General features: G+C 64.6%; 13 protein-coding genes. 7 read left to right on the forward strand and 6 right to left on the reverse strand.

Translation table 11 applies throughout. The annotated features are described in order from the left end of the window. Positions 1–41: 41 nt before the first annotated feature. Positions 42–1,076, reverse strand: a complete 1,035-nt coding sequence (locus AL072_RS12550) for a TerC family protein (RefSeq protein ID WP_425388550.1) — start codon at positions 1,074–1,076, stop codon at positions 42–44. Between the two features lie 380 nt (positions 1,077–1,456). On the opposite strand from AL072_RS12550, the gene AL072_RS12555 reads away from it, so the two are divergent. The 5 genes from AL072_RS12555 to AL072_RS12575 all read left to right on the forward strand — a co-directional run bounded on the left by AL072_RS12555 (position 1,457) and on the right by AL072_RS12575 (position 6,795). Further along, the gene (locus AL072_RS12555) at positions 1,457–1,732 is read left to right on the forward strand and encodes an HU family DNA-binding protein (protein WP_012974184.1); all 276 of its coding nucleotides are present in this window, start codon (positions 1,457–1,459) and stop codon (positions 1,730–1,732) included. Between the two features lie 35 nt (positions 1,733–1,767). Next, entirely contained in the window at positions 1,768–2,178 is a 411-nt protein-coding gene (locus tag AL072_RS12560) for a Ros/MucR family transcriptional regulator (protein WP_045580036.1), read from the forward strand. 717 nt (positions 2,179–2,895) lie between these two features. After that, positions 2,896–3,786: an RNA polymerase sigma factor RpoH gene (gene rpoH, locus AL072_RS12565; RefSeq protein WP_045580035.1), complete on the forward strand. Its 891-nt coding sequence runs from the start codon at positions 2,896–2,898 to the stop codon at positions 3,784–3,786. A gap of 365 nt (positions 3,787–4,151) precedes the next feature. After that, the gene (locus tag AL072_RS12570; RefSeq protein WP_045580034.1) at positions 4,152–5,498 is read left to right on the forward strand and encodes a globin-coupled sensor protein; all 1,347 of its coding nucleotides are present in this window, start codon (positions 4,152–4,154) and stop codon (positions 5,496–5,498) included. 667 nt (positions 5,499–6,165) lie between these two features. Then, positions 6,166–6,795: a GNAT family N-acetyltransferase gene (locus tag AL072_RS12575; RefSeq protein ID WP_045580033.1), complete on the forward strand. Its 630-nt coding sequence runs from the start codon at positions 6,166–6,168 to the stop codon at positions 6,793–6,795. Positions 6,796–6,815: 20 nt separating this feature from the next. Here the strand turns inward: AL072_RS12575 and AL072_RS12580 are convergent, their stop codons facing one another. After that, positions 6,816–7,304 carry a hypothetical protein gene (locus tag AL072_RS12580; RefSeq protein WP_045580032.1) on the reverse strand — a complete coding sequence of 163 codons (489 nt, stop codon included), beginning with the start codon at positions 7,302–7,304 and terminating at the stop codon, positions 6,816–6,818. Between the two features lie 192 nt (positions 7,305–7,496). Here AL072_RS12580 and AL072_RS12585 point away from each other — a divergent pair, with 192 nt between their 5' ends. After that, on the forward strand, positions 7,497–8,669 hold the full coding sequence (locus tag AL072_RS12585) for an alpha/beta hydrolase (RefSeq protein ID WP_045580031.1): 1,173 nt from the start codon (positions 7,497–7,499) through the stop codon (positions 8,667–8,669). Between the two features lie 19 nt (positions 8,670–8,688). On the opposite strand, the gene AL072_RS12590 is transcribed toward AL072_RS12585, so the two are convergent. The 3 genes from AL072_RS12590 to uvrB all read right to left on the reverse strand — a co-directional run bounded on the left by AL072_RS12590 (position 8,689) and on the right by uvrB (position 12,722). Continuing rightward, complete coding sequence (locus AL072_RS12590; RefSeq protein ID WP_144428206.1) at positions 8,689–9,552, reverse strand: alpha/beta fold hydrolase; 864 nt, start codon at positions 9,550–9,552, stop codon at positions 8,689–8,691. A 34-nt stretch (positions 9,553–9,586) separates the two neighbouring features. Continuing rightward, positions 9,587–10,486: a lytic transglycosylase domain-containing protein gene (locus tag AL072_RS12595; RefSeq protein ID WP_245636678.1), complete on the reverse strand. Its 900-nt coding sequence runs from the start codon at positions 10,484–10,486 to the stop codon at positions 9,587–9,589. Positions 10,487–10,580: 94 nt separating this feature from the next. Continuing rightward, positions 10,581–12,722 (reverse strand): excinuclease ABC subunit UvrB, encoded by a 2,142-nt coding sequence (uvrB, locus tag AL072_RS12600; RefSeq protein WP_045580028.1) that lies wholly within the window; start codon positions 12,720–12,722, stop codon positions 10,581–10,583. A 237-nt stretch (positions 12,723–12,959) separates the two neighbouring features. Between uvrB and lexA the strand changes: the two genes are divergently transcribed. Then, a complete protein-coding gene (gene lexA / locus AL072_RS12605) occupies positions 12,960–13,676 on the forward strand; it encodes a transcriptional repressor LexA (protein ID WP_045582246.1) in 717 nt (238 codons plus the stop codon). A gap of 77 nt (positions 13,677–13,753) precedes the next feature. On the opposite strand, the gene AL072_RS12610 is transcribed toward lexA, so the two are convergent. Then, positions 13,754–15,916, reverse strand: coding sequence for a ComEC/Rec2 family competence protein (locus AL072_RS12610; protein ID WP_045580027.1), 2,163 nt, complete (start codon positions 15,914–15,916; stop codon positions 13,754–13,756). Between the last annotated feature and the right edge of the window lie 128 nt (positions 15,917–16,044).

The following is a 16,044-nucleotide window of genomic DNA, read 5'->3' on the forward strand; positions in this document are numbered from 1 at the left end:
ACTTGCATCGCGCACGGCCGCTGCCCTTGCAGGCCATAGCGTCACCCAGCCTCGGCGGTCCTATCCTCGCGACTGGTTTTCCACAGGGACACCAGAACGCCGCCTGCGATCAGGGCGAAGGTCACGCCCAGTGCGATCAGCGGATCCGGCTTGGCGACCAGCTGGGTATAGAAGATCTTGCCGCCGATGAAGACCAGTACCAGTGCCAGAGCGTATTTGAGATAGCGGAAGCGGTGGACCATGGCGGCGAGCGCGAAATAGAGCGCGCGCAGTCCCAGGATCGCGAAGATATTGCTGGTGTAGACCAGATAAGGGTCGGTGGTGATGGCGAAGATCGCCGGAACGCTGTCGACCGCAAAGACCAGATCGGCAAGTTCCACCATGACCAGCGCCAGCAGGAGGGGAGTCGCCGTCCAGCGCATCGCACCGCCCTCGCCCGCCGGCTCCTTCACCACGAAGTGGTGGCCGTGGAAACGGTCGGTGACACGGATGCGTCTCTTCAGGAAGCGCAGCACCGCATTGTCGCCGATGTTCATTTCCTCATCCGACGCGAACAGCATCTTGATGCCGGTCAGCAGCAGGAATGCACCGAACACGTAAAGGATCCAGTGGAATTCGGCGACCAGGGCGGCGCCGGCGCCGATCATCAGGCCGCGCAGCACGATGACGCCCAGGATGCCCCAGAACAGCACCCTGTGCTGCAATTCGCGCGGGACTGCGAAGTAGCTGAAGATCAGCGATATGACGAAGACGTTGTCGAGCGACAGGCTCTTTTCGACGAAGAATCCCGTATAATATTGCAGCCCGGCTTCGCCCCCCATCGACCACCAGATCCAGCCGCCGAACAACATGGCGACGGCAATGTAGAAGGCCGACAGCTTCAAACTTTCGCCAACCCCGATGACACGGTCGCGCCGGTTCAGAACACCCAGATCGAGAACCAGCAGCGACAGGACAACACCAACGAAAATCAGCCAAATCCAGATCGGTTTTCCCAAAAATTCGAGGAAAACCATTGTCATTATACCGTCCATCGCAAGATCCACTTGATGACGCTGCGTCAGCGGAGTGATCAAGCGGTTCCGACATCACGACCGACGCCTCGGTCGCCAGAGGGGCCCGGACCCGTACTTTCCGGCAGATGGTGTCGGCTTGGATCGGGTCAAGATGCCCGAAGACCGCCACCGCGTCTTTCCAATCAAAATACATCCAGTCAACCGCCGCATCTTTGCGAGTCGCAGCGCACTTCTCCGCCGAAGCCAGGAAAACCGCGGCCTGAGGTGCTTCGCGGGCTTCGGGACTCGGGTCTTGATGCAACGCCGCCACAGATGGGGAACGAAGAGCGGGCAAGAAAAACACCGGCGGTTGCCCAATCTGTGTTCGCTCTTGTGCGGATGGTGCCGTTCTGCCAATAACTCCGAAAAACCGAAACCAAACCGACCAAATGGAGTTTTGCATGAACCAGGCCGAACTGATCGAAACCGTCGCCACCAATGCCGGCATCAAGAAGGCCGACGCGGCCAAGGTCGTTCAGGCGGTGTTCGAGGGCATCTCCGGCGCGCTGGGCCGGGGCGAGGACGTGCGTCTGGCCGGTTTCGGGATTTTCGAGGTGGCCGAGCGTGCCGCCCGCGAAGGCCGCAACCCGCGTACCGGCGAGGTCGTTGCCATCGCCGCGTCGAAGGCTCCGAAATTCAAGCCGGCCAAGCAGCTGCGCGATCTGGTGAACGGCTGACCCGCACGCCACCATTGCCGTTGGGGAGCGCCGCCATGAGCATCGATCAAACTGAACTGCAATCGTTGACCGCCAGGGTCGTCGCCGCCTATGTCGGCAACAACTCGGTGCCGGTCCAGGACCTGCCCACGCTGATCAACAGCGTGCAGGCTGCCTTCCGTGGCCTGGGCGACGACAAGCCCGTTCAGGCCAAGGCCGAACTGGTTCCGGCCGTTGCCATCAAGAAGTCGGTTACCCCGGAATACATCGTCTGTCTGGAAGATGGGAAGAAGCTGAAGATGCTGAAACGGCATCTGAAGACCGTCTATGACATGACGCCGGACGAATATCGCGCCAAGTGGGCGCTTCCGCCGGAATATCCGATGGTTGCGCCGAACTACGCCAAGGCGCGTTCGGAGATGGCGACCAAGCTCGGCCTTGGCCGCAAGCGCGCGGCGGCCGAGTAACCCGCCTCAACTTTCAACCTCGACTGGAAAGGGCGCACCCCGGTGGGTGTGCCCTTTTCCGTTTGGTGTGCCACGGCGACCTTTAAAAGCAACGCGGCCGACATGCTACTTCGATCAGCACGCCGTCATCTCGGATTACCTCCAAACCGGTTCACTAGCCTATGACCAAGGTTCAGGTGGCGAAGCGGTTCGGCCTTCCCATCTAGGGTTCCTGGTTCAGGGGAGGTCCTATCCCCTACTTCGCAGCAGAGGCATAGTAACCTCTCCTCACCCGGGCCGACATTCGGCCAATGCAGTTCGCGGGTGCGGCACCGGACAACGGACCGGCGGAGAAAAATAAGGGAAGCCCCGGGGCCGCCACCTGCCCAAACGATCATCGGCGGAAGGTCAGAGGTCATAGGATCATCCCCCCTCCCGGTCCGCCGGTGTGGGTGGAGGAAGAGCCTGGGTATACGCCGAAAAACTGCCGGGACACGCCCTTTACAGGCTTGATCCATTTGGTTTGCGCGGCCACATTTACAGTGTCGAAAGGACGCAGTTCCTTGGCGACACCCGGAAAAATACAAACCCTACAACAGCCAAAGCCGCAGAGACGGACGAAATTCCTGCGTCCGCCAATGGATCATCGCCTCTCAGGCGATCTCCGCCATGGGCCCCGACAAGGGGCCGGCCCCTGTCGCGGGCCGCCCCAGGAAGCGTTGGAGAGGAGGCATTCGCGTGCTGAAGAAACTGCTGACCGGTGAAAACGCCAGCCTGACCCGCTACATTGAAGAATCCAAGCGCTTCCCCATCCTCGCACCGGATGTCGAGCGCGATCTTGCCATCGCATGGCGGGAGCGTGGAAGTCCGCAGGCGCTGGAACAGCTCGTAGGCAGCCATCTGCGCCTCGTCATCAAGATCGCCCGCGGCTTTGGCGGTTATGGCCTCCCGCTGGTCGACCTTGTGGCGGAAGGCAATGTCGGCCTGATGCAGGCAGCTCAGAAATTCGATCCGCAGCGCGGCTTCCGCTTCGCCACCTACGCCACTTGGTGGATCCGGGCCGCGATCCAGGAATATATCCTGCATAGCTGGTCCTTGGTGAAGATGGGCACGACCGCTGCGCAGAAGAAGCTCTTCTTCAATCTGCGCCGTCTGAAGAGCCAGATGGCCGAGTTGGAACAGGGCGACCTCTCGCCGGAGACTGTGGCGACCATCGCCGCGGAACTGGATGTGCCGGAGACCGAGGTGGTTGAGATGAACCGCCGGCTTGCCGCCAACGACAGTTCGCTTGATGCCACGCTCTCGAGCGACGGAGAGACAAACTGGCTGGAGCTCCTGGCCGACGACCGCCCCACCCAGGATACCATGCTGGCCGAAGCTGACGAACTGGCGCTGCGCCGCCGTTTGGTCGGGCAGGCATTGGACCGGTTGGACGCTCGCGAACGGCGTATCCTGTTCGAGCGCCGGATGAAGGACGACCCATCCACCTTGGAGGCACTGAGCCAGCAATTCTCGGTATCGCGCGAGCGCGTGCGCCAGATCGAGGTTCGGGCCTTCGAGAAACTCCAGAAGGCAGTGCTCAGCGCTGCGCAGGCCTTGCGCCGTCCGGTCACTCCGATGGTGGCCTAAAGGAACTCTATCGCCCCGTCCGGTGCAGCTACGCTCTGGATGAGGCCATATGCGGCACCGGACGGTCATTGCCCACTGCCGCATAGCTTCCGCGGGCCGCGGCTCCGCTTGTTGCCTCCAAACCTGTCAACTGTCAGCCGGCGGCGCCCCAGGCTCCGCCGGTACTTTTCATTGGGAACCACATTTTTTATTTCGCTTTATTAGTCCTTTTATTGCTTTCCTTGCGACCCTCTCAAAAACGTTCTGCGACAAAGTGACATGTTTAAAGATGTCACTGCTTGAGCATGATGTGCCGCTCTCTGTAAAGTTTGCATTTTCGTCAATTCTTAGTACGCTAATCATATCTCAAATGGGAGAGGGGCTCCATGTCGAACGCTGCCCAGACTCAATCGATTGTCAGCCGTATCAACTTCCTGCGCATCGATGACGCGACAAAGGCAACTCTGCGGGAATTCCAGCCCCATCTGACGCAGCGGATCGATCAGATACTTGAAGAGTTTTACGGTTATCTGCGTTCGGTACCCGACGTTGCCCCCATGCTGACCGATCTGGCCGTGACCGGTCGAGCGCGCGACCTGCAAAAACAGCATTGGCTGCGGAATGTCTTCACTGGCACCTTCGATGAGGCCTATGTCAATCAGGTGCTGAAGATCGGCCAGACCCATCAACGCATCGGGCTGGAACCGCGCTGGTATACCGGCGCCTACTGCTTCACGCTGAACAAATTGATCGAGTTGGCGAGCCAGATCCACCGCAAGAAGCCGGAGAAGCTCTCGCAATTGCTCCAGGCCATCAACAAGGCGGTCTTCCTCGACATGGACCTCGCTACGTCGGTCTATATCGACTTGAACACCGCAGCGATCATCGCACGCGAATTGGGCAGCACAGCAGATGGTTTCGAACGGGAAGTGAAGGGCGTGGTCCAGGCGGTGGCATCAGCGGCCCATCAGCTTCAGGGTACGGCCCAGGCAATGAGCCGCACCGCTGAAATCACAAGCGAACAGTCGACGCAGGTCGCTGCCGCCGCCGAGGAGGCCTCCGTCAACATCCAGACGGTCGCCGCTGCGGCAGAGGAATTGACCGCCTCCATCGGCGAGATCAGCCATCAGGTGACCCGGTCCGCCGCCATCGCCAATGCAGCGATGACGGAAGCCGAACGGACCAACGCCACGGTACAGGGACTTGCCGACGCCGCCAGCCGCATCGGCCAAGTGGTGAAGCTGATCCACGATATTGCCAGCCAGACCAACCTACTGGCCCTGAACGCCACCATCGAAGCGGCGCGCGCGGGCGAAGCCGGCAAGGGGTTCGCCGTGGTCGCCAGCGAGGTCAAGAGCCTCGCCAACCAGACAGCCAAGGCGACGGAGGAGATCAACTCCCAGATCGGTGCAGTTCAGAGTGCCACGCAGGAAGCGGTAGGGGCGATCCGATCCATCTCCGGCACCATCGCCCGCATCAACGAGATCTCAACGTCCATTGCCACCGCCATGGAAGAACAGGGCGCGGCCACCACGGAGATCGCCCGCAACGTTCAGCAGGCCTCAATCGGTACGCGCGAGGTCAGCGAAACCATCGTTGCGGTGAACGCTTCGGCCAACAATGCCGGTGAGGAGGCTCGCCATGTGCTGGATGCTACGAATGAGTTGTCGCGCCAATCCGCCACACTTCGCGCCGAGGTGGAGCGTTTTCTAACCCGTGTCCGAGCCGGCTGACCAATTCGATCCATAAGTATGGAGGCTTTTTGGAAACACCCTCCCTCACGCCGAAATAAGGGCGCGTTCGTAGAAATGCGCCCATTCGGTAGCTCCATGCCCGGCTGCCCGTCGCGACAATTCAGGGATGCGTCCGAATCACGTAGTCGCTGACTGGAATGCTTTCCGCTTGCGCTGCACGGCGCACTTCATCCGCCGTGCGCCAGTGGCTGCGCCCACCGAGGCTGGTCACAATTCCGCCACGTATTGCCACGAACAACCCTGTACGCCCCAGATTGACTATCCTCATCATGCTTGGATCCCCCACCAAATTGTTCGCATTTTAAAGAAAATTAGTTTTATTCATCGACAGAGCATGCACTCTCTTCGAGAAGACTGCATATCAAACACTTAAAATAGATGTCAATAACGCTTCCGTCAGGCAACATCACTTCAGTCTCATAAGATAAATTCAACCAAAAGAAATGTTGCGCGAATTTTATTCATATAAATATATGATTATCTTATTTTTAGCGCTAAATTTTATTTATTTTATCGGCACTCTATCCGACCGAAAGCACTATCCCGACCGCATAGCGTCGGAACGGCCGCGCTCCGTGTAGGGTTGTCATCGGCAGCCGCCCCCTGTGGCAAGGCGGGCGGGAGACACCTGCGAGGCATCGGCATCATGGCAACTGCACACCGGCACACCGGCGCGGGCGGAATGGCTGGAAAAAGCCGGTTCGGATCAGAAACGGATAGAGATAGGGTTGACCACACGACCCTGGCGATGGCGGTGACAATACGCCGGGCCAAGCGAGAGGATTTGCCGACACTGGAATGGTACGGCCTGCACACTCCCCACCGGGAAATCATCGCCGACGCCTATCGGCTCCAGGAGCGTGGCGACGGCACGATGCTCCTGGCCGACGTAAACGGCTTTCCCGTCGGCCAGATCTGCATCGATTTTTTGCGCAAACGGCCGAGCGGTCGCGCCACCCTATGGGCGTTGCGAGTGTTCCAGCCCTTCCGTGGACTGGGGCTCGGTGCCATGCTGGTGCGGGCCGCGGAGCAGATTGTAATAAGGCGCGGCGTCACCGTCGCGGAACTGGGCGTCGACCGCGACAATTCCGGAGTGTTGCCTTTCTACGAACGGCTGGGTTACGAGCATTGCGGCCGGGAACGCGGCCAGTTCCTCTACCACACGCCGGAAGGAAAGCTGATCCGCGTCGCCATCGACCAATGGCTGCTGTGCAAGCAGCTTCCGGAAAAAGAGGAGCCGGATAGCGGTTCCGGCCTGCGCCTCGCCGCGGAATAGCGGTTAACCGGGGATAACGGTCATTCGGCCGCCAGCGCCGTCCCGGCCGGAAGCGGCACCAGCCGGGCGGCACGGCGCCGCGGCAGATAAATGCGCGCACCGTCCAGGACGCCGGACAACTCCCGCATCGCATCGGTGGCCATGCAAAGCGCCACGAGCGGCAGCCAGCGATCCAGCAACTGGGCCGCCACCTCCGCATCCCCGCTCTGCACGGCGGCCAGGGAGTCCAGCAGGGCAGCCTCATCGGCACTGATCCGGCTGCAAGCCGGGCAGCGGATTTCCGGCTTGCGGACACCGGCCACCGCAAAGGTGCCGAGCAACGCGAACAGCGGAAGCAGCGCCGTGTTCGGCACGCCTGCGACGTTCAGCCCGATCCGCATGGAGGCCATTGCCCCAGCGGTTCCGGCGCGGAACCACTGGCGGACACCGGTCAACAGCGCGCGTTCGGCCGTCGTCAGGTCCGTCACCGTCCAGGGCGACGGCCGCCCTTCTCCCACCGTCTCGCACATGCCGATGCTCCTTCGTTCGGTTGCGGAAGCATCCTAGCGTCACCCGCGATCAATTGCGAGTCATTCTTATTTGCGATCGCTGCCCTGTGACAAAATGTGGCTTCGGTAATCTCGGTGGAACAAAGGAAAGGGCGCGTTAACCACCGCAGCCAATCCTGAACCGACATCGCAGCACAACGGGGATCGGTGGGGATGATGCTGACGCTTCGGGGAGTGGTTCTCGGACTGGCTGCGATGATCGGACTGGCCGTGGCGGGTGGCCTGGCGACGGCCCGACCGGCGACCGCTCAGATCGTTCTGAAACCGGCCTATGGCGAGGCGTCGCTGGCCGGTCCGGCGCGGGCACGGGGCGCAGTGGTGTGGAGCCATGGCCGCTCGGTGGATTCCGAGGATTCCGAAGCGCCTACCCCGCTCTACATGAAGGCGTTGCGCGCTGCCGGTTGGGACGTCTACCGGCTGGACCGCATGCGTGTCAGCGACACCCTGCCCAACAGCGCGCGCGCACTCGCCGGCTATTCGGAGATGCTGAAGGGCAAGGGCTACCGCCGCGTGGCGTTGACCGGCCAATCGTTCGGCGCCTTCATCTCGCTGATCGCCGCCGGCCAGTCCACTGCCATCGATGCCGTCATTGCAACCGCTCCGGCCGCCTTCGGCAACTTCACCGAGGCCTATGACAGCTATCGCGAGAACGCGGCCCAGCTCTGGCCGATCCTGCGCGAGGTGCGGCGGGCACGGGTCATGATGTTCCTCTTCCATGGCGACGATTTCGATCCCGGCGGACGGGCCGAGCCGGCGCGCAGCATCCTGGCCCAGCGCGGCCTGAACAGCCTGATCGTCGACCAGCCGTCGCTGCTGACCGGCCATGGCGCCGCCAACACCGGGCTGTTCGTCCGCCGGTTCGGCGCCTGCATCGTCCGCTTCGCCGAGGCACCGCCGGCCGCGAACGATCCGCCCTGCGACGAATCCTGGGGCCGCAACCCGAGCGCCGAGCTGCTCCAGGCCGCCCTGCCCGCCAACGGGTCCGGCTCCGGCAAGGGCGACACCGACACCATCTCCGCCCTGCGGCCCTATATGGGGATGTGGTACGGCAGCTACATCAACGGCCGCGAGGTCGCCCTGTCGGTGGAGAAGGCCGAGGGCGACGCCGTCTATGCCGATTACCTGCTGGGCGCCGGAATGGAGGCCGACCAGCCCTTCGAGCGGGTGCGCCGGAAGGGCCGGATCGAGAATGGTGAGCTGGTGTTCGACGAGAAGGGCCGCAACCTCCTGCGCTACCGCCTGCGTCCCGACGGCCGTGTCGCCGCCACCTGGCTGGACAAGGACGGCCGCGGCCGGCTCGATACGGTGCTGCGCCGGGTGAATTGAGGCCCTCTCCCCCAAAAAATCAGTCCTCCGCCAGGAAGCTGCGGACGATGGCGATCTGGTCGTCGGTCATCAGGGATGGGGCATGGCCGGTGTTGGGGATCTCCACCACCCGTACCAGGCCGGCGGCCCCCGGACCGCGCGCGGCCATCCGTTCGGCCGTCTCGGCGCTCAGCAGGTCGGACTCGGCACCGCGCAGCACCAGCACCGGACAGCGTATGCGGTCCCACAAGGCCCACAAATCGACATCGCCGATGGGCGCGGTCTTGAACGCATCGCCGATGCCGGGATCATAGGCGAGGCGGAAGCGGCCGTCGGGCAGCGGGCGGGCGCTGTGCTGCGCCATGTGGCGCCAGCATTCGTCACCGATCGTCCCGAAGCCCATCAGGACGAAGCGCAGGTAGGATTCAAGCGCCGCCAAATCCTCGAACACCGGATCCTTGCCGACATAGTCGGCGATGCGCTGCAAGCCGGCCTGGGCGATGAAGGGGCCGACATCGTTGATCACCATGCGGCGGATCGGGCTGTTGGCCTGGGCCGCCAGCGTCATGCCGATCAGCCCGCCCATCGAGGTGCCGACCCAGTCGACCGTCTCCGCCCCCATCCGGGCGATCAGCGCCACCATGTCGGCGCAATATTGCGGATAGCCGTAGAGCGCCGGCACCGGCAGCCAGTCGCTGCGGCCGCGCCCCACCACGTCGGGGCAGGCGATCCTCCAGCGGTCGGCCAGTGCCAGCGCCAGCCGGTCGAAATCCCGGCCATTGCGGGTCAGCCCATGGACGCAGACCGCGGTCCGGGCCGCGTCGTCACGTCCCCATTGGGTGTAGGCGATCTTGTGGAAACCGGCGGCACTGAGGCCGAGGACGCTGCGTTCGGACATCGGCACGGGCGGTATACTCCTGTTCCGGGAAGGGCTTCCGTCACCCCTTTTTCGGCGATTCGGCGGCGCGTGGCAACTCCGCCTCCACATCCGCCGCCGTGGCACGGCGGATGGCGGCCAGGGCCGGCGACGGCTCGGCCGCCGAGCGGTCGAAGGGGTGGCGGACGGTGTCGTAGCTGCGTCGGATGATGCGCACGTAATTGCGCGTCTCCTCATAGGGCGGTACGCCCTTGTGACGGTCGACCGCCTTTTCCCCGGCATTGTAGCCGGCCAGCGCCAGCGTCACGTCGCCCTGGAAATAGGCCAGCAGCCAGCGCAGGTACTTCACCCCGCCGGTGATGTTCTCGCGCGGGTCGAAGATGTCGCCGACGCCGAAGCGGTCCGCCGTGTCGGGGATCAGCTGCATCAGCCCGGACGCATCCTTGGGCGACACTGCGTCGGTCCGGAAGGCGCTTTCCGCCTGGATCACCGCCAACACCAGCGCCGGGTCGATGCCGTATTTCGGAGCGATGGATTTTACCAGCGCCACCACCTCGGCCGGCGGCGGGCCGACCTCGCGCACCGGCCCGGCGCCGGGCCGGCACCAGGGACGGATGCGCCCCATGCGGCCGGGGACATAGCTGACCAGCCGCCGCGCCTCCGGATGCCCGCGCGAGGCGGCGGCCCGCAGCCAGGCGGTGCCGAGCCGCCGGTTCTTCGCCACGCCCTTGCCGAACAGGTAACGGCGGGCCAGCCGATAGGCGGCGTTGGCATCGCCCTGCTCGGCCAATTCGCAGTCGGTGGATTTCGTCTTCAGGGAGGGCAGCGGCAGTTCGGCCACCGCGGCGGGCTTTTCGGCCGGCTTGGTTGCAGCCGCCGCAGCCATGGGGACCGGTCCCAGCCCGGCACCCCACAGCGCCGATGCTGCCAGCGATCCCATGACGACCCAACGAAACCGCAACCCCCTGTCCTCCTCCTGCCCCGGTGTCATCCCGCGGGAACCCGGAGTATGGTGATGCAACCTGCCGCCGACAAGGCCGCCAACCCCTTGCCGCCTATGGCCCGCGGCGGCGGCGGCCCTGCTTCTTCGGGGCACCCTCCGGGATGCCGCGCCCCTGGCGGGCGCTGCTGATGCCGATGCTGCCGGGAGTCTCCAACCCGAGATCCATCGCCTCCAGCCGGCGCAGCTCGTCGCGCAGGCGCGCGGCCTCCTCGAATTCGAGGTCGGCGGCGGCGGCGCGCATGCGCTTTTCCAGGTCGGCGATGACGGTCTTGAGATTGTGGCCGACCAGCTCGGTGGTGTTCAGCCCGGTCTTCACCGTCACATGGTCGGCGCGTTCGTAAACGCTTTCCATGATGTCGCCGATCGCCTTCTTGATCGATTCCGGGGTGATGCCGTGCTCCAGATTGTAGGCCATCTGCTTTTCGCGGCGGCGCGCCGTCTCGTCGATGGCGTACTTCATGCTGTCGGTGATCTTGTCGGCATAGAGCAGGGCACGGCCGTCGACATTGCGCGCGGCGCGGCCGATGGTCTGGATCAGCGACGTCTTCGAGCGCAGATAGCCCTCCTTGTCGGCGTCGAGGATCGCCACCAGCGCGCATTCCGGAATGTCCAGCCCCTCGCGCAGCAGGTTGATGCCAACCAGCACGTCGTAGGCACCGAGCCGCAGGTCGCGGATGATCTCGATGCGCTCCAGCGTCTCCACGTCGGAGTGGATGTAGCGGACGCGCAGGCCGGCCTCGTGCATGTATTCGGTCAGCGCCTCGGCCATCTTCTTGGTCAGGGTGGTGACCAGGATGCGATAGCCCTTGGCGACCACCTCCTTGCACTCGCCGATCAGGTCGTCGACCTGGGTCTCGGTCGGGCGGATGATCACCGGTGGGTCGATCAGGCCGGTCGGGCGGACCAGCTGCTCGGTGAAGACGCCGCCGGTGCGCTCCATCTCCCACGGGCCGGGGGTGGCGGAGACGAAGACGGTCTGCGGCCGCATCCCCTCCCATTCCTCGAATTTCAGCGGGCGGTTGTCCTTGCAGCTCGGCAGACGGAACCCGTAATCGGACAGGATGGTCTTGCGCGCCAGATCGCCGCGGTACATGCCGCCGATCTGCGGCACCATGACGTGGCTCTCGTCGACGATCAGCAGGGCATCCTTCGGCAGATACTCGAACAGCGTCGGCGGCGGCTCGCCGGGTGCGCGTCCGGTCAGATAGCGCGAGTAGTTCTCGATCCCGGCACAGGCGCCGGTCGCCGCCATCATCTCGATATCGAAGGTGACTCGCTGCTCCAGCCGCTGGGCCTCCAGCAGCTTGCCCTCGGCGGCGAACTCCTCCAGCCGAACCTTGAGATCCTTCTTGATCTGACCGATCGCCTGATGGAGCGTCGGCTTGGGGATGACGTGGTGGCTGTTGGGGTAGACGCGCACCGCCTCCAGCGCCGCCAGCTTCTCGCCGGTCAGCGGATCGACCTCGTGGATCGCCTCGATCTCGTCGCCGAACAGCGAGATGCGCCACGCCCGGTCTTCCATGTGGGCGGGAAACAGTTCCACCGTATCGCCGCGCACGCGGAACAGGCCGCGGCCGAAGGCGGCGTCGTTGCGCTTGTATTGCAGCTCGGTCAGCTTGCGCAACAGTTCCGGCTGGGAAATGATCTCGCCCTTGCGCAGGTCGACGGTCATTTCGGAATAGGTCTCGACCGAGCCGATGCCGTAGATGCAGGACACCGAGGCGACGATGATGACGTCGTCGCGCTCCAGCAGCGACCGCGTCGCCGCGTGGCGCATGCGGTCGATCTGCTCGTTGATCGAGGATTCCTTCTCGATGTAGGTGTCGGTCCGCGCGACGTAGGCTTCCGGCTGGTAATAGTCGTAGTAGGAGACGAAATACTCCACCGCGTTGTTCGGAAAGAAGGATTTCATCTCGCCATAGAGCTGCGCCGCCAGCGTCTTGTTCGGCGCCAGGACCAGCGTCGGGCGCTGCAGCAGCTGGATGACGTGCGCCATGGTGAAGGTCTTGCCCGACCCGGTGACGCCCAGCAGGACCTGGTCGCGCTCACCCTGGCGCAGGCCGGCGGTCAGCTCCTCGATCGCGTTCGGCTGGTCGCCCGACGGCTTGAACTCCGACGAGAGGACGAATTGCTTCCCGGCTTCCAGCTTCGCAAGCGGCTTGGCGGGAATGGCGGAGAGGACTGGGCTTGCCATGGGGCGGCGATCCGGATCGGGAAAGGGGTACGGAACAGGAACCGATTATATGGCCGCCGCCCTGCCGTCTGTCGAGACCTTGACCGCATCCAATTGCTGAGACGAGTGGCGAAATGTTCCATTTCCCGTCGCCGCGAAGATGACAGGGGCTTGACGCGCAGCGGGAACCAAACTAGAACATGGAGCAACGTTTTGTATTTGTTCCATCTTCAGTCTGGCGACCGCCGGGAGGCATCCATGCTCACGCGCAAGCAGCACGAATTGCTGCTGTTCATCCACGAGCGGCTCGGCCAGGGCGGCGTTTCGCCGTCGTTCGACGAGATGAAGGACGCCCTGGGCCTGAAATCGAAGTCGGGCATCCACCGCCTTATCACCGGCCTCGAGGAACGCGGTTTCATCCGCCGCCTGCCCCACCGCGCCCGCGCGCTGGAGGTTCTGCGGCTGCCCGAGGGGCTGGATACCGCCCGGTCCCGTACGGCGTCCAAGCCGAAATTCCATCCCAACGTCATCAGGGGCGATTTCGCCTTCGTCGGTCGCGATGTGGCTCCACCCTCCCCGACTGCCGCGCCGGAAACGGTGCAGTTGCCGCTCTACGGCCGCATCGCCGCCGGAACGCCGATCGAGGCGTTGCGCGACAACAGCGCCTTCGTCGACATCCCGGTCTCGATGCTCACCGCCGGCGACCATTACGCCCTCGAGGTGTCCGGCGATTCGATGGTGGAGGCCGGCATCCTCGACCACGACACCGTCATCATCCAACGCTGTGACGCTGCGGACAACGGCGCCATCGTGGTGGCCCTGGTCGACGAGGGCGAGGTGACGCTCAAGCGTCTGCGCCGCAAGGGCAACACCATCGCCCTGGAGCCGGCCAACTCAGCCTATGAGACCCGCATCTTCGGTGCCGACCGCGTCCGCGTGCAGGGCAAGCTGGTCGGGCTGGTAAGGAAGTACTGACTGCGGAAGTGCTGACGGCTCGTCATCAAGCCGCCCTGGCCCCTCCCCCGCCGAAGGGGGGGGCCAGTGACTCTGACTCACCGTCCAGGTCCTGACCAGGGCCGCTCTCCCTGCCGACCGTTGGATGTCTCGATCCGAATTCCCTCGCCCGTGACCGTCAGCGTGTGCGCGCCTCCGTGCCGCAGCGCCCAGCGGTCGATCACCAGTCCGGCCCGGCATCCGCGCGCCACCGCCGCCGTTACCACTGCGTCGGCGACGCCGCAATCCTCGTCCAGCGCATCCGCCAATCGCGGTAGGGCGATGATCTTCCCTCGCAGCTGGTACAGGCAGCCCCAGTCGTCGCACGCCATCGACGACCTTCCTGCGCCGTCGGCCCATCCGCCCGCCGCCGGCCAGGGATCGGCCGCCGTCCGGTCGCCGTCCCGCTCCCTCCAGGTCTCGACGATACGTCCGCCGCCCTTGCCCGACGCGCTGAGACGTCCATCCGCCATGCGCACAGCCACCACCGCCCCGTCCCCGGCGACCAGCACATCCGGCCTCGTCACCAGTGCCGGCGAGGCGAGGCCGGCCAGGATGGGCACCAGCCCGAGCCAGCGCCAGCGCCGCGTCCAGATGCAGAGCCACAGCCCGCCCGCCACCAACACAGCGAACCCTTCCACCGGCATCGCCGGTACGGTCAGGGAGGCCCAGGGCAACCGGCCGAACAGCTCCGCCGTCCAGATCACTGCCCTGTCGCCCCAGTTCATGGCGATCAATGCCGGCGCCTCCGCCCCGAAGGGCATCAGCGCATAGGCGATCAGGCTCCAGGGCATCACCCAGAAAGACGTGATGGGGATCGCGATCAGGTTCGACAGCACGCCGTAGAAGGCGATCTGCTGAAAATGGAAAAGCGAGAACGGCAGGGTCGCCAGTGTGGCGACCACGCTGGTCAGCAGGATGCCGCCGACATAGAGCAGGCTGCGCACAAGCCATCCGGCATCGCGCCGTATCGCCGCCAGCCGCAGGCTGCCGCGCTCAAAGGCGGCGATCAGCGCCACCACCGCCGCAAAGGACATCTGGAAGCTGGGTCCGAGCATCCCTTCCGGATCCAGGGCAATGGTGACCAGCCCGGCGAATGCGACCAGCCGCATGCTCAGCGGGTCGCGGTCCAGCATGATCGCTCCCATCACCAGCCCGGTCATCAGCACCGACCGCACCGTCGGCAGCGGCGCACCGACCAGCATGGTATAGGCCAGCGCCGACAGGATGCCGAACAGCGCCGCGATCTTCTTGATCGGCCAGCGCAGCGCGATGTAGGGCACCGTCGCCAGCATGGCCCGCACCACATAGAACAGGATGCCGGCAGCGATCCCCACATGCAGGCCGGAGATCGACAGCAGATGCGCCAGCCCGCTGTTGCGGAAGTCTTCCAATGTCTCTTCGGGGATGCCGAACTCTTCGCCGTTCAGCAGGGCCGTGGTGACGCTGGCCTCGACCGGATCGCCGATGGTGGCGGCGACCCGCTCTGCGATGACGCCGCGCGCCCGTTCGAAGGCAAGGGCGACGGTGCTCCATCCGGTGACGGGCGGGGCTTCCATGGCTTCGACCGCGCTGGTCGCGAAGCCGACTCCTCCCAGTCCCATGAACCAGGCGCGGCGCTGGAAGTCGAAAGCCCCAGGTTCGGCCGGCGCCTGCGGCGGCGACAGGGTTGCACGCAGCCGCACAACCGATCCCGGAGCGGGCGGCGGGTGACGGTCGGACAGGCGGATTCGCAGGGTGGCCGGCGTCTGCTCGGGCGACAGCCGGCTGATCGACGGTGCATGCAGGGTCAGCCGCACCGCACCCGGTCGCCGCTCCACCGCCATCACCCGACCGGTGACGGTCGCCGCCGTTATGCCACGGGTCAGTACCGGCGCTGCGACGCGCGCCGCATGACCCTGCGCCACCAGGAACCCGCCCACCGCCGTCAACAGGGCCACCGTCACCGCCGCCGGCACGAACCGCCGACGCACGATCAGCAGCAGAATTCCAGCGCCACCCGCCGTTACCAATCCGATCCACCAGGGCGGTTCCTGCATCAGCCCGAAATAGAGCGATGCCCCCGAGCCGAAGGCGACCGGCAACCACAGCACCCAGCGCTCGCTTTCCGCCTCCGCAAGTGCCGCGAGTCGGCCCCGGATCCACGCGAGCGCACGACGCCAACGCCCGCCGAATGACGGCGGACCATCGGTCTCCTCCTCCGGCCAGCCCGCGGCCGTCACCGGTAACGGATTCCAACCGCAGCAATGCCGCCCGCAAGCCTCTCCGCCATCCTCCATGCGCGCATCGCATTGCCTCCGAACCGGGTGGCTGTGTTAAACCACAGTGTCGTTACACCGGCGCATCATAC

This window comes from Azospirillum thiophilum, from assembly GCF_001305595.1.
GTDB classification, from domain to species: domain Bacteria; phylum Pseudomonadota; class Alphaproteobacteria; order Azospirillales; family Azospirillaceae; genus Azospirillum; species Azospirillum thiophilum.